A 14,562-nucleotide genomic window follows, 5' to 3' on the forward strand; every position below is an offset into this window, starting at 1 on the left:
AGATTCATTTTTTGGAAAAACTTAGTATTTGAGTCGGATTAAAGCTATCAATTTCAGTAAAAACTAAGGCTATAATGGGGACACGTTAGAAATTGAAAATAGTAGGAGATCACATGACTGTAGATGTCACTGGAACCATTAATCAAACTGTCCATCCTGCGTTTCAGTTGGTACGTCAACACCATGTTGAGGCCTTAGATATTTTGGTCTCTGAATATGCTCATAAGGTGACGGGAGCAGTTCATTATCATTTGGCCACCTCTCACGATGAAAATGTATTTCTGGTTGCATTTCGTACGCAACCTATGGATTCCAAAGGTACAGCGCACATCTTAGAGCACACGGCACTGTGTGGATCGGAAAAATTTCCGGTACGTGATCCATTCTTTTTGATGATTCGCCGTTCACTCAATACCTTTATGAATGCGTTCACGTCAGCAGACTGGACTGCCTATCCATTTGCAACTCAAAATAAAAAAGATTTTCAAAACTTACTTTCTGTTTATCTCGATGCAGCGTTTGCAGCGAATTTGAATCCGCTTGATTTCGCACAAGAAGGAATTCGCGTTGAGCTTGAAAATGACGAACCTGTCTACAAGGGTGTGGTATTCAATGAGATGAAAGGTGCGATGAGTGCACCTTCGGATCAGTTATATCATCAGCTTGCGCATCATTTATTCCCTGAAACAACCTATCATTACAACTCTGGTGGTGATCCTAAAGACATTCCAGATTTGACCTATGACCAGCTGGTGTCATTTTACAAATCGCATTATCACCCGAGTAACGCCGTATTTATGACCTTTGGCAATCAAAGTGCTTATGAGTTACAAGAGCAATTTGAAAAATTGGCACTGGCGAAGTTTCAAAAGGGTACGACATTGTACTCAAAACCTGAAAAGCGTCTTGCAGCGCCTATTCAGGTCAGCGAGCATTATGCGGTCGATAGCGATGATTTATCAGATAAAACCTATCATGTACTGGCGTGGTTACTTCCTGAAGCAAGCGATATCAAACTACGCTTAGGTTTGCGTTTGGTCGAAGGCATTTTACTTGAAAACTCGGCTTCACCACTGCGTCATTATCTTGAGACCTGTGGCTATGCGCAATCGACAGGCCCACTGATGGGTGTCGATGATTCAAACTTTGAAATGACCTTTTACTGTGGTGTTCAGGGTTCAAATCCGGAACACGCAGAAGAGTTTAAAGCAGGTGTGCTCAAGATTTTAAGCGATGTGGCTGCTGCACCAATCGATCCGGCTTGGGTTGATGCGATTTTGCATCAGATCGAATTACATCAGCGTGAAATCAATGGTGACGGCATGCCGTATGGTTTGAGCTTAATCTTAAATGGATTAAGCAGTGCCATTCATCATAATGACCCGATCCACGTTTGGGATGTCGACAGTGCCATTGAGCAAGTGAAAGAAGAGCTTAAAGATCCGATGTGGCTGTCAAATCTGATTCAGACACATCTTTTAGATAATCCGCATCGAGTTCAAATGACGTTGATACCCGATGCAGAAAAATCGGCCAAAGAACAGGCAGAAGAAAAAGCACGTTTGGCGGCTTTGGGTGAAACTTTAACTGATGCAGATCGTGCTCGAATTCAAGCTGAAACCGAAGCATTAAAACAGCGTCAAGATACACCAGACAATCTCGATTTACTGCCAAAAGTAGGATTAGAAGATGTACCTGCCGATTTGCATATAGTGCAGGGCCAGTTAAGAGAAATTATTTCCAACCGACATGATTATCCGCTCAATTTGTATCATGCGGGAACCAACGGTCTGTACTATCAACAAGTATTGATTCAAATTCCAGACGCTGTGGTGCAATCGCCGTACTTTAATTTACTGTCTATTTTGATGGGTGAGGTGGGCGCTGGCGATTACGATTATCTTGAGTTGCAACAATTGCAAACCGCTGTCAGCGGTGGCCTAGGCATGGGCGCTTCATTACGTAGTAAAGTCGATGATAAAGGCAAAATCAGTGCATGGTTGACTCTAACCACTAAATCACTGAATGAAAAATATGATGCCATTGAGCTACTCAAGCTTGCGTTTGAAAAACTGCGCTTTGATGAAAAAGATCGCATTGTTGAGCTGTTACAACAGCGTGCAACGCGCTGGAAATCACGTCTGTCGGGCTCTGGTCATAGCTATGCAATGCAAGTGGCATCACGTAATACCAGTGCATTAGCGCAACGTGATTATCATAATACGGGCTTGGGTGCACTCAACTGGTTAAGCGATCTGGTCGACCAAATAGAACAGGATGAGCAGGCCTATACCGCCTTGATCGATGCATTAAAACAGATTCACCTTGCACTTTTGCAAGCCCCGAAACAGTTTTTACTGGTTTGTGAAGAGCAGTTTTCTGAAACGCTGGTCGAGAAAATTCAGACGGTATGGGATCATCTTGACGTAGACACGCAAGCGGCGCAAGTTGAACAGTTTACGCACTCGAATGATGATCAGGATGAAGCTTGGCTGATTCAAACCAACGTACAGTTCTGTGCAACGTCATACCCAGCGGTTGAGGTTACTCACCCAGATGCAGCACCTTTAATGGTACTTGCAGGTTACTTACGTAATGGTTTCTTGCACAGTGCGATTCGAGAGAAAGGTGGTGCATATGGTGGCGGTGCAAGCTATGACGGTAATGCATGCGCATTTCGTTTTTATAGCTACCGGGACCCACGCCTAACAGAGACCTTTAAAGACTTCGAGGCGAGTATTGAATGGTTGCTGAATACACCTCAGCAAGCACATCAGTTGGAAGAGGCGATATTGGGGCTGGTCTCGAGTATGGATAAACCAGGCTCACCTGCTGGCGAAGCAATTACGGCTTGCTATGCCTTGCTTCATGGCCGTACACCTGCTTTTAGAAAAACCCTGCGCACACGTTTACTGCATGTCACATTAGAAGATTTGCAACGCGTGGCACGCGAATATCTCATTCAGCAAAAACCAAGCAAAGCAGTGGTGGCTCCGGTAGCGAAACGACAGGAACTTGAGCAGCTTGGTTTTAAAGTTAAACAAGTGAACTAAAAGAAAAACGGAGAGCGTATATGTCGTTCAATTTTGTTGAACGAACACCGTTACAACTCAGTATGCTGAGCATATTGGGTTGTCTGGGGGTGTCGGCAGCCTATGCAGCAGATGTAAAGAGTACATTTCAACCCAAAGCGGTTGCTTCTACGACAGTAGAAGCATCGCCTAGTCCAGCAAGTGCCAAGGCGTGTGTTGGATTAGATTCAAATGCAGACCGCTTAGCCTGTTATGATGCGCTGTTTAAAACGCCTATCGATACCAATAACATGCTGGCGGCTCAGGCAGCCGCATCTCTGGCTCCAGAAAAAAAGTCAACTCCAGAAACTCTTCCTGAAAAAATTCAGGAAAAGGTTGGGAATGTATTTTCTTTAGATGCCGGTCCGATCGATCCAACGGTTTCTTTGTTGGATAAGCGCTGGGAGCTGTCTGAAAAAGCCAAGCTTGGAACGTGGAATATTCGTGGCTACAAACCGGTGTATTTGCTTCCAGTATTTTGGACCAGCAAAAAAAATGAGTTTCCATCAAGCCCTAACCCAAATAACACCGTTACTCAGGATCAAAACTTAAAGTCGCTAGAGTCGAAGTTTCAGTTATCGCTTAAAACCAAAGCGTGGGAAAACATCTTTGGCAATAATGGTGATTTATGGCTTGGCTACACTCAGTCATCACGTTGGCAAGTCTTTAACGGTGAAGAATCGCGTCCTTTTCGTGAAACCAATTACGAACCTGAAGCGAGTTTGATGTTTCGTACCAATTATCGGGTATTTGGTCTAGATGGACGATTGCTTGGTGTCACACTGAATCATCAGTCGAATGGTCGTTCTGATCCATTATCTCGTAGCTGGAATCGTGTGATATTTAATGTGGGTTTTGAGCGCGACAATTTTGCTTTAATGTTGCGTCCATGGATTCGCATTGAAGAAGCTGCTAAAGATGACAATAACCCCGATATCGAAGATTACGTGGGCCGTGGTGATCTAACGGCATTTTATCGCTGGAAACAAAATGACTTTTCGTTAATGTTGCGTCATTCTTTAAAAGATGGTGATAAATCGCATGGAGCCGTGCAGTTTGACTGGGCTTTCCCAATTACCGGTAAATTGCGTGGCAATTTCCAACTATTTAACGGTTATGGTGAAAGTCTGATTGATTATAACCACCGTGCGACTTATGTCGGTCTTGGCGTTTCATTGCTAGATTGGTTTTAATTTGATTTTGAATAAGAAGAGGAAGCATGATGCTTCCTCTTTTTTATCCAATTTGAATATCGGCATTTGGATGTTTCAGGCGACTTTTACGTGGTGTGGCAATCAGGTAGGCCAGCGTGAGTGGGCCTAAACGTCCTGCAAACATCAATAAAGTCAATACAAATAAACTGCTGTTGTTGAGTTCGCCGGTAATGCCTCTCGAAAGACCAACCGTACATGCCGCAGAGACAATTTCGAAAAATAGATCCAGAAAGTTCTTATGTGGCTCTAAAATTAAGATTGTAAAAAAGCCGACAAAAATCAGAATTAAAGTAATAATGGCAACAGCCAAAGCCTTAAATGTACTTTCATAAGAAATCGAATGATTAAAAATGCGTACTTCATCGTGGCGTTTTAAAAAGGCAATCACGCTAAAAAGTAAAATAACTGCCGTACCGACTTTAATACCACCTGCTGTACTGAGTGAACCACCACCAATAAACATCATAAACATGGTCAGTAAGGTAGAGCTATTGGTCATTGAGCCAATATCAATGGTATTAAAGCCTGAAGAACGTGGGACGGTTGCCTGAAACCATGCATTGATTGCCTGTTCGCCGAAACTCATGTTGTACAAGGTGAGGGGATTATTGGCTTCCAAAAGCCAAATCATCAGAAAGCCAACAAGATTAAGCACTCCAATACTCACAATAATAATTTTGCTATTAGGGCTGAGTTTTCGCCAGCGTTTGTGCTGCTTGATATCCATTAAAACCAAAAAACCCATTCCGCCTAAAATATATAAAAAACTGATGGTGAGGCAGACGATATAATGATCATAAAAGTTGATTAGATTGTTAGGAAATAAAGAAAAACCCGCATTGTTAAAAGCTGAAACACTATAAAACATGGCGTAGTACAGCGCGTTTAAAAAACCAAATTGCGATGTCCAGACCACAGTCAAGATCACGGTGCCAATCAACTCAAAAATAAGGGTATAAATAAACACGGCTTGTGCCACAAACGTTACTTTAGACAAGCTGGTATGGCCGATTGAATCTTGCGCCATGATTTGCTGTTTAAGTCCCAATTGAGGCGCCAAACTAAGTGCGGCCAAGATGGCAAAGGTCATGAAGCCTAAACCCCCAATCTGGATCAAAAACAGTAAAATAATTTGTCCCGTAGTGGTTAAGGCGTGCCCGATGTTAATGACTGACAGACCGGTAATGGTCACTGCCGAGGTTGAGGTAAATAGGGCATCCATCCAGCTCAGGTGGCCGTTGTTGGCTACAGGCAGCTTAAGTAAAAAAGTACCAATAATAATAAAACTTAAGAACCCTAAAGCCAGTAGAGAGGGCGGACTTAAATTAAATGATTTTTGCTTAAGTTTTTGTTTTTTCATGAGGCAAAAACCGTACTGAAAGTTTTTTAAGTTGATCGATGTGTCCTTCAACAATCAAGATATCCTTAGATTGCACTGGGCAAGTCGGGTCAGGTTCGTAAATAATATCTTTGCCGCGTTTGAGCAAAATTGTTTTAACATGACTCATATCATTGATTAGCCCCAAAAGATGAATGCCATTTAAGTGCTTAGGAATTTCAACTTTTACAATATAGTGATCATCATCGAGTGCCATATAGCGGCTGACCATCGGGTAGTTCAATGCTTGAGCAATTCGGACGCCCATATCCTCTTCGGGATGAATAATTTTATCGACATGTAAATGCGACAAAATCATGCTGTGTGCTTTGGTTTTGGCTTTTACCCAAATTTTGGGCACGCCCATATTTTTTAAATGCAGCACACATAAAATACTGGCTTCGATGTCTTCGCCAATTGCAACAACGACTGTTTCACAACTTTGAATGTTCAACTCTTCAAGTACATGTTCGTCACTGGCATCGGCGATCACTGCATGGGTAAGTTGATCACTTAAATCTTCAACATTTCGCTTGATGGAGTCGATGCCAATCACATCATGATTTAACTTCACCAGTTCGGTTGCAACAGTTGCACCGAAACTTCCCAGTCCAATTACTGCAAATTGCGCCATATAAAAAACCTTATTGCTATTTTTCGGCTATAGTTTCATAAAAATCAGTGTAGTAGTTTTTGTTTGGGTTTAAAGCACATAAATGTTACGAAACAGAGTATAGAAGTCGGTCATAAAAAAACCAGCACATACGGCTGGTTTTTTTATAGCTAGATCGCTTTATTTAAGAAAGCGTTTATAGCCGGCATTGTGAGTAATTTCTTCATATGGATAATTGATTTGTTCGAGCGTCTGAATCAATACGTCAGGATTTTCCTGCACATCAGTTGCCTGTAATCCAACCAGTACGCGACCTTCCGCTGCGCCGTGGTTTCGATAATGAAACAGACTGATATTATGTGATGGACCTAAACGTTCCAAGAAGGTTAATAGTGCACCCGGGCGCTCAGGGAATTCAACACGAAATAGACGTTCGTTAGCAATGTTGGCATGACCGCCAATTAAATAGCGAATATGGAGTTTAGCCACCTCATCGTCAGACAAATCATCCACATCATATTGGCTTTTGAGTAATTCATGAATGTCATGACGCTCTTTTTCACCCGATTTTAAGCTAATGCCGACAAAAACCTGAGCGGTATCACTGTCACTGGCACGGTAGTTAAACTCAGTAATATTACGACCATGGAGTGCGCGGCAGAAATTTAAAAATGCACCTTTTTGCTCTGGAATGCTCACCGCAAAAATTGCTTCTTTACGTTCACCAAGTTCGGTACGCTCTGCGATATAGCGCAGACGGTCAAAATTCATATTGGCGCCGCAAACAATCGAGACAATATTTTTATGACTTAAATTATGTTGCTCGATATATTTTTTGATGCCTGCCAGCGCCATTGCACCTGATGGCTCAACGATACTGCGGCACTCGTCATAAGTATCTTTAATGGCTGCACATATTTCATCAGTATTGACCAAGACCACATCACGCTCAACGATTGGGCCAGAGTTGTCAGATTTTTGCAATTGAATCACTTCAAAGGGTTTTTCACCAATTTGTGCAACTGCGGTTCCATCTGCAAACAGCCCCACCTGTGGAAGCACCACACGCGCATTGTGTTCAAATGCCGCTTTCAAACATGCAGATTCATCATATTCAACTGGAATGACTTTAACATGGGGGGCTACATCGCCTAAATACGCCGCAACACCTGCAATCAGGCCGCCACCGCCCACCGCCACAAACACATATTCGACATCTCGCCACTGGCGCAAAATTTCATTGCCAATCGTTCCTTGACCTGCCATGACCAGTTCGTCGTCATAAGGAGGAATAAACGTCATGCCTTCATCTTGAGCACGCTGAATGGCGTATTTATTGGCAACATCAAACGAATCGCCATGCAACACCACATCGCCACCCAAACGTTTAACCGCTTGAACCTTAATGTCTGGCGTTGTTTTTGGCATCACGATAATGGCGCGAATTCCCAGTTTTTGACCAGATAGCGCCACGCCTTGTGCATGGTTGCCTGCCGAAGCCGTAATCACACCGCGTTCAAGCTGTGATTTGGGTAACTGGCTGATACGGTTATAGGCACCTCGTAACTTAAACGAAAAAACGGGCTGTAAGTCTTCACGTTTAAAGCGAATATTGTTGTTTAGTTTTTCACTAATTCGTGGCGCTGCTTCGAGTGGAGTTTCGATTGCAACGTCATAGACCGTTGCTTGTAAAATTTGTCGAACCAAACGAGACAGCATGTTAATTTTCCATGTAACAGTTTAAAATAGCCGCTTATTGTAACAAACCCCTGCACATTTGCGTTTTAAAATTGCGCAAAAGGTGAAAAAAAGTTGAGTGATGTCATGAGTCTATATGCTACCCAAGATGAGAAAAAACAAGCAGCAGCGAAAGCTGCTTTAAAACACTTACCTAAAGGGGGCATTTTAGGAGTGGGAACCGGAAGTACAGTCAATTTTCTGATTGAACTTTTACCTGAACTTCAGCTTGAGGCGGCGGTTGCCAGCTCGGAAGCCACAGCTAAACGCCTAAAAGAATTGGGCATAGAAGTGCTCGACATGAACCATGTGGGCGGTTTAGACGCATATGTCGATGGTGCCGACGAAATTGATCGTCACATGCACATGATTAAAGGTGGCGGTGCCGCGCTCACACGTGAAAAAATTGTGGCATCAATTGCAAAGAAATTTGTATGTATCGTAGATGATTCAAAATGGGTTGAACAGTTGGGTCGTGAGTTCCCGTTGCCTGTTGAAGTGATCCCTATGGCGCGCTCTGCTGTTGCGCGTAAACTGGTGAGTCTTGGCGGCGATCCTGTTTACCGTGAAGGTGTAGTCACAGATAATGGTAATGTGATTTTGGATGTATACAACCTGAATATCCTCAACGCGATTGAGCTTGAGAAAACCATTAATGATATTCCAGGTGTGGTGACCAATGGTATTTTTGCCCTAAATGCTGCAACCATTGCAATTGTTGCAACAAATAATGGCATTGAAGAGCGCACAGCGTCTTAATGATGACTGATCTTCCTGAGATCAAAATTGTCAAACACGTAAGGGCAAAACGCTTGCGCTTACGTGTTGAACCAGACGCGGTGCGCCTCACTATTCCCGTTTTTTGTACTCAAAAACAGATTCAAGCGTTTTTAGCGCAATCACAAACATGGCTTGAAAAAACGTGGCAGCAGCAAATGCAGCAACGAAATGCTGCTATTTCCAGTTCATCTGAAGCCCTGACTTTTTTTAATGATTCGACTTATCGAATTGTTGAGCATGAGGCGATCAAACTCTATCATTTCGATCACGACAACCAGCAATTACTCATTAACGCGGCCCATCGGGCATACGCCTTAAAAGAGGCCACCTTTAATTACGCCAAACAAGTTTTGCCTGACTACTTAATGCAGATCAGCCGCGAGACTACACTTTCTTTCAATGGATGCACAATCCGTCGACCTAAAACACGATGGGGCAGTTGCACCGCTCAAAAAGATATCATGCTGCATGCTGGCTTGGTGCTCATGGATAATGCTGTTGTACGGTATGTGTGTATTCACGAATTAGCACACACGCGTCATTTCAATCATGGACCCGAGTTTTGGACAGAAGTACAGCGTCATGACCAAGCCTTTCAAAAACATCGACAACGCCTGAAACAGACGCAGTTGCCACACTGGTGGTACAGCGCATAACGTAATTTGGTTGGTGGATTGCCAGTAATAAATACGGATTCACTTCAATCATTCCAATAAAAAATCACAGTGCGTTCGATAAATAGTTTTGAAAATCAGTACATCCTGTCATACTAGGCAACATTCTGTTGAACTTTGAGGTAAGACACGTGATTTCTGTCGGAATTGTAGGTGGAACTGGTTATACGGGCGTTGAATTGCTGCGCTTATTGCTTCGTCATCCACAGGTAACTGTTCGTGTGTTAACGTCACGTACAGAGGCAGGAAAGCGCGTTTCAGAGATGTTTCCAAGTTTACGAGGACATACTGACCTTGAATTTTCCGACCTCAATGAAGATCTTTTAAAACAATGCGATGTGGTCTTTTTTGCGACACCGCATGGTGTAGCCATGAAGCATGCCAAAGTATTGGTTGAGTCGGGCGTAAAAGTGATTGATCTTGCCGCTGACTTTCGTTTGCAAAATCTTGAGCAATTCGAAAAGTGGTATGGCCTACAGCACGAATGTCCAGATGTTTTAAAATCATCGGTCTATGGTTTACCTGAATTAAACCGTGAAAAAATTAAGACGGCGCAGGTGGTGGGTAATCCTGGATGTTATCCGACTACGGTACAGTTAGGTTTGGCGCCACTTTTACAAGCCGATGTAGCACTGATTAAGCCATCAAGTATTATTGTGGATGCCAAATCGGGTGTTTCTGGAGCAGGGCGTAAAGCCAGCCTAGGCATGATTTACACTGAAAATGCAGATAACTTCAAAGCGTATGGAGTTGCAGGGCATCGGCATCATCCAGAAATTGTGGAAGCGCTTGAAAATATCTCAGGGCAAACTGGCGTATTCGATCAGCTTTTGTTTGTACCGCATTTGGTGCCAATGATCCGTGGCATGCTTAGCACCATTTACGTCGATCTGACCGATGAAGGTGCAAACAGTGATTTGCAATCTTTATACGAAGTGTATTATGCACACGAACGATTTGTCGATGTGATGCCAGCCAATAGCTCGCCAGAAACCCGAAGTGTTCGTGGTTCGAATGAGCTTAGAATTGCGCTGTACAAGCCTCAGCCAAATAAACTGATCATATTGTCGGTACAAGACAATTTGGTGAAAGGGGCTGCTGGCCAAGCAGTACAAAATATGAATTTAATGTTCAACTTCGATGAGGCAACCGGTCTGGACGGGATTGGTTTGCTGCCATAAAAACAGCTTAAGACTTCACACACATTTAAATTTCGATTTAAATGTGTGTCAGGCACTATCTTTAAATCGAGATTGCGATGCAAGACACCGAACACGTGGCGACTTTGTCTGATCAACGATCACCCAAAAAGCCATTTTTGAAAACAAACTTACCTCTGGCGATTGCGGCAGTTGTTTTGATTGCAGGAAGCTTTACCTTGGGGTATACAGTAGGTAACCGCCAAGGCTTGACTGTTGTTGGATACGACGCCGATGCAGCTCAACTGGTGGATGTGGTTCAAAAGCAAAAAACATCACTTGATTCAGTCAATAAGAGCCTGAATGCGGCGGTGCAAGAGCGCGATGTTGCAGTAGACAATGCCAATAATTTGTATCAAGCATTAACACAAGCGAAAAATGACAATGCACAAATGATGAATATGAGTGCATTTTATCGTGAAGTGTTGCGTTTGAGAGGTGGATTGCCTCTGACGATTCAAAATATTGCGGTGAAACCTTTGCCTGAAAATGCCTATGAATATCAGGTAGATTTGGTTCAGGTGAGTCCGGGTAAACAACGTGCGATCGGCAGTATCGAATTGCGCTTGATTCAAGGTACTGAAGTGTTGGTCGTTCCAATGAACGACAAAAACTTCAATTTTTATGATTATGAGCGTTTAACAGGGCGCTGGACAATGCCTAATGGATTTACACCGCAATTTATTGAGGTGCGAATTACAGATAATGGCGCGCCAGTAGTTAAACGGTTTAGCTGGCAGCGAGGGAAACCTGTCGAGTCATCTTCGGCCTTTGTGGGCGAGATCCCACAAGCTGAAGCAAATGCAAATTAATTGTGAATACAAGAGTCTATGCGAACATACAAGCGCCAAATTAGTTTAAATGAAGTCAAAGCCTCCTTTTATCAGACAGGATATGTTGACTGGCACATCAATCCACGCTTGGGTGATTCGCAAACCGATGCACCCGATGGTGATCTTGCTGTCAAGACTGCTCCCCCAGAATTAAAGCGTCCCCCCCTTTATGCTGTCGTTTTAATGAACGATGACTACACCCCAATGGACTTTGTAATTGAAATTTTACAACAATACTTTGCATTGAATCTTGACCAAGCCACTCAAGTAATGCTAACAGTACATTATGAGGGAAAAGGTGTTGCTGGCGTATATCCAAGAGACATCGCGGAAACGAAAGCAAACCAAGTTAATAACTATGCTCGGTCTCAAGGTCATCCATTACTTTGTCAGATTGAGCCCAAAGATTAAGGGGGTCGTATGCTCAGTCGTCAATTAGAGGTGTCCTTACGTTTGGCTGTAAGCATGGCTCGTCAAAAAAGGCATGAGTTTCTCACTGTAGAACACTTATTGCTGGCTTTGCTCGATAATGATTCAGCAGTCAATGCACTTAAAGCATGTGGCGCAGACATCGTGTCATTACGTAAAGAACTAGAAGAATATGTGGAGCAACATACACCAAAACTTGGGGAAAATAGCGAGCAAGCACCGCACCCGACTGAAAGTTTTGATCGTATTTTGCAGCGCGCGATTTTCCATGTGCAATCAAGCGGTGGAGATCGTACAGTCGAAGGTGCCGACGTGCTGGTTGCGATGTATTCCGAGCGCGATTCCTTTGCGGTTTATTTGCTCAAACGTCATCAAATTAATCGTTTGACCCTGACTCAGTATTTATCTCACGGTACACGTAAAGATGAATCGCAGTCTGAAGAAGAAGTAGAAGACATCGAAGGTGAAAGTTCAGCTTCGTCTAATGCAGGCCCTCTAGAGCAATTTACGCTTAATCTGAACAATGAAGCGCTCAAAGGCAAAACCGATCCGCTGATTGGTCGCGAAAAAGAAATTGAACGCACGGCTCAAATCTTATGTCGTCGTCGCAAAAATAATCCACTTCTAGTGGGTGATCCGGGTGTGGGTAAAACCTCAATTGCAGAAGGATTGGCATGGCTAATTGTAAATGGTAAAGCACCTAAGCCACTAGCTAATGCTGAAGTGTACAGTCTTGATATCGGTGCGTTAGTCGCGGGTACTAAGTACCGTGGTGATTTTGAAAAACGCCTTAAACAGCTACTCAATGCACTCAAGAAAAATCCAAATGCAATTTTGTTTATCGATGAAATTCATATGATTATCGGGGCTGGCTCAAGCATGGGCAGCACCATGGATGCTTCGAATCTCATCAAACCAGCGTTAGCAAATGGAACTTTGCGTTGCATTGGTTCGACCACTTTCCAAGAATATCGTCAGGTATTTGAAAAAGATCATGCTTTATCGCGTCGTTTCCAAAAAATCGATGTAAACGAGCCAAGTATCCAAGAAACGATTGATATTTTACGTGGTCTAAAAACGAAGTTTGAAGACTTTCATCATGTGGAGTATGACGATAAGGCCTTAGTTGCTGCCGTAGAGCTTTCTTCGAAATTTATTAATGATCGTTTCTTGCCAGACAAAGCAATCGATGTGATTGATGAAGCCGGAGCGCAGCGCCGTCTGAAAACAGAACTTGATGACAGCTTGATTACGGTCGAGAATATCGAAGATATTGTTTCTAAAATTGCGCGTATTCCGCCTAAAACGGTATCGAAAGATGACAAAGCAGTGCTTGAATATCTGGAGCGCGATTTAAAACGCGTGGTATTTGGTCAAGACGAAGCCATTACTGCACTTGCTTCTGCCATTAAACTGTCTCGTGCAGGTCTGAAAGCACCAGATAAGCCTGTCGGTAATTTTGTATTTGCTGGCCCAACCGGGGTGGGTAAAACCGAAGTCACCAAACAGCTTGCAAAACTTTTAGGTGTCGAACTGGTTCGCTTTGATATGTCGGAGTATATGGAGCGTCACGCGGTATCTCGTTTAATCGGTGCGCCTCCTGGATATGTCGGTTATGATCAAGGTGGTTTACTGACAGATGCAATTCATAAAAATCCGCACTGTGTATTGCTACTCGATGAAATTGAAAAAGCGCATCCAGATGTTTTTAATCTGTTGCTTCAAGTGATGGATCATGGTTCTTTAACCGACAACAACGGACGCAAATCTGATTTTAGAAACGTGATTATCGTGCTCACGACGAATATTGGTGCTGAAAGTATTTCACGCAACAGTATTGGTTTTACCGAGCAAGACAACAGCAACGATAACCAAGAGGCCATGAAGCGCGCATTCTCTCCAGAGTTCCGTAACCGTCTTGATGGTGTGATTCAGTTTAAAGCATTACCAACCACTGTGATTGAGTCAGTAGTTGATAAGTTTCTTACTGAGCTTCAAGCGCAACTCGATGATAAGAGAGTGGTACTTGAGGTGGATCAGTCTGCACGTGACTGGCTCGCGGCCAACGGTTATGATCGCTTAATGGGTGCGCGTCCTATGCAGCGTTTAATCCAAGAGCATTTGAAAAAGCCACTGGCTGAAATGATTCTATTTGGTGAACTGGCCGATCATGGCGGTAACGTTGCGGTATCAGTTAAAAAAGAAGACGGTAAAGAGGTTGGCTTACAGCTTTCCGTATTTGAGGACCAAACGGCAGAACCTGCATAAATGTTATTAGAAGACTTCTCTGCAACCCGAATACTCAGTGTATTCGGGTTGTTTTTTGTGACTGCGGTTGCAGAAATTCTTGGTTGTTATTTCCCTTATCTGATTTTAAAAGAGGGCAAGTCGGCTTGGCTCTGGATTCCAACGGCCTTGAGTTTGGCTCTTTTCGTTTGGTTGCTGACGTTGCATCCCGCAGCGTCAGGGCGTATTTATGCGGCTTATGGTGGAATCTATATTTTCACTGCACTCATGTGGCTGAGGTTTATAGATCAAGTTGCTCTAACGCGTTGGGATCTATTGGGTGGAGCAGTGGTTTTACTTGGTGCAAGTCTGATTATTTTGCAACCCAAATAGCGCTCAATTAAATTT

At 43.3% G+C, this 14,562-nt stretch carries 12 protein-coding genes; 9 read left to right on the forward strand and 3 right to left on the reverse strand.

Annotated features, from left to right (window positions below):
• Positions 1-113: 113 nt before the first annotated feature.
• Both L2096_RS08560 and L2096_RS08565 read left to right on the forward strand, forming a co-directional pair.
• Positions 114-3,053, forward strand: a complete 2,940-nt coding sequence (locus tag L2096_RS08560) for an insulinase family protein (RefSeq protein ID WP_250365234.1) — start codon at positions 114-116, stop codon at positions 3,051-3,053.
• A 20-nt stretch (positions 3,054-3,073) separates the two neighbouring features.
• Entirely contained in the window at positions 3,074-4,264 is a 1,191-nt protein-coding gene (locus tag L2096_RS08565) for a phospholipase A (RefSeq protein ID WP_250365235.1), read from the forward strand.
• 43 nt (positions 4,265-4,307) lie between these two features.
• On the opposite strand, the gene L2096_RS08570 is transcribed toward L2096_RS08565, so the two are convergent.
• The 3 genes from L2096_RS08570 to ilvA all read right to left on the reverse strand — a co-directional run bounded on the left by L2096_RS08570 (position 4,308) and on the right by ilvA (position 7,995).
• Complete coding sequence (locus tag L2096_RS08570) at positions 4,308-5,645, reverse strand: TrkH family potassium uptake protein (RefSeq protein WP_250365236.1); 1,338 nt, start codon at positions 5,643-5,645, stop codon at positions 4,308-4,310.
• Positions 5,626-6,297, reverse strand: a complete 672-nt coding sequence (locus L2096_RS08575; protein WP_004936738.1) for a potassium channel family protein — start codon at positions 6,295-6,297, stop codon at positions 5,626-5,628. The genes L2096_RS08570 and L2096_RS08575 overlap by 20 nt, the downstream gene beginning before the upstream one ends.
• A 159-nt stretch (positions 6,298-6,456) precedes the next feature.
• Positions 6,457-7,995, reverse strand: coding sequence for a threonine ammonia-lyase, biosynthetic (gene ilvA, locus L2096_RS08580; RefSeq protein WP_004946591.1), 1,539 nt, complete (start codon positions 7,993-7,995; stop codon positions 6,457-6,459).
• 105 nt (positions 7,996-8,100) lie between these two features.
• On the opposite strand from ilvA, the gene rpiA reads away from it, so the two are divergent.
• From rpiA to L2096_RS08615, 7 genes are all read left to right on the forward strand, one after another.
• Positions 8,101-8,772, forward strand: a complete 672-nt coding sequence (gene rpiA / locus L2096_RS08585) for a ribose-5-phosphate isomerase RpiA (RefSeq protein ID WP_004936744.1) — start codon at positions 8,101-8,103, stop codon at positions 8,770-8,772.
• On the forward strand, positions 8,772-9,449 hold the full coding sequence (locus tag L2096_RS08590; protein ID WP_250365237.1) for a YgjP family zinc-dependent metalloprotease: 678 nt from the start codon (positions 8,772-8,774) through the stop codon (positions 9,447-9,449). Before rpiA ends, L2096_RS08590 begins: the two co-directional genes overlap by 1 nt.
• A gap of 149 nt (positions 9,450-9,598) precedes the next feature.
• Entirely contained in the window at positions 9,599-10,648 is a 1,050-nt protein-coding gene (gene argC / locus L2096_RS08595; RefSeq protein WP_004936749.1) for an N-acetyl-gamma-glutamyl-phosphate reductase, read from the forward strand.
• A 77-nt stretch (positions 10,649-10,725) separates the two neighbouring features.
• Complete coding sequence (locus L2096_RS08600) at positions 10,726-11,478, forward strand: DUF6776 family protein (protein WP_004936753.1); 753 nt, start codon at positions 10,726-10,728, stop codon at positions 11,476-11,478.
• A gap of 18 nt (positions 11,479-11,496) precedes the next feature.
• Positions 11,497-11,910 (forward strand): ATP-dependent Clp protease adapter ClpS, encoded by a 414-nt coding sequence (gene clpS, locus L2096_RS08605; protein ID WP_004936756.1) that lies wholly within the window; start codon positions 11,497-11,499, stop codon positions 11,908-11,910.
• A 9-nt stretch (positions 11,911-11,919) separates the two neighbouring features.
• Positions 11,920-14,196, forward strand: coding sequence for an ATP-dependent Clp protease ATP-binding subunit ClpA (gene clpA / locus L2096_RS08610; protein WP_250365238.1), 2,277 nt, complete (start codon positions 11,920-11,922; stop codon positions 14,194-14,196).
• Entirely contained in the window at positions 14,197-14,547 is a 351-nt protein-coding gene (locus L2096_RS08615) for a YnfA family protein (protein ID WP_250365239.1), read from the forward strand.
• Positions 14,548-14,562 lie beyond the last annotated feature (15 nt).

The organism is Acinetobacter sp. ACZLY 512, from assembly GCF_023614015.1.
GTDB classification, from domain to species: Bacteria; Pseudomonadota; Gammaproteobacteria; order Pseudomonadales; family Moraxellaceae; genus Acinetobacter; species Acinetobacter soli.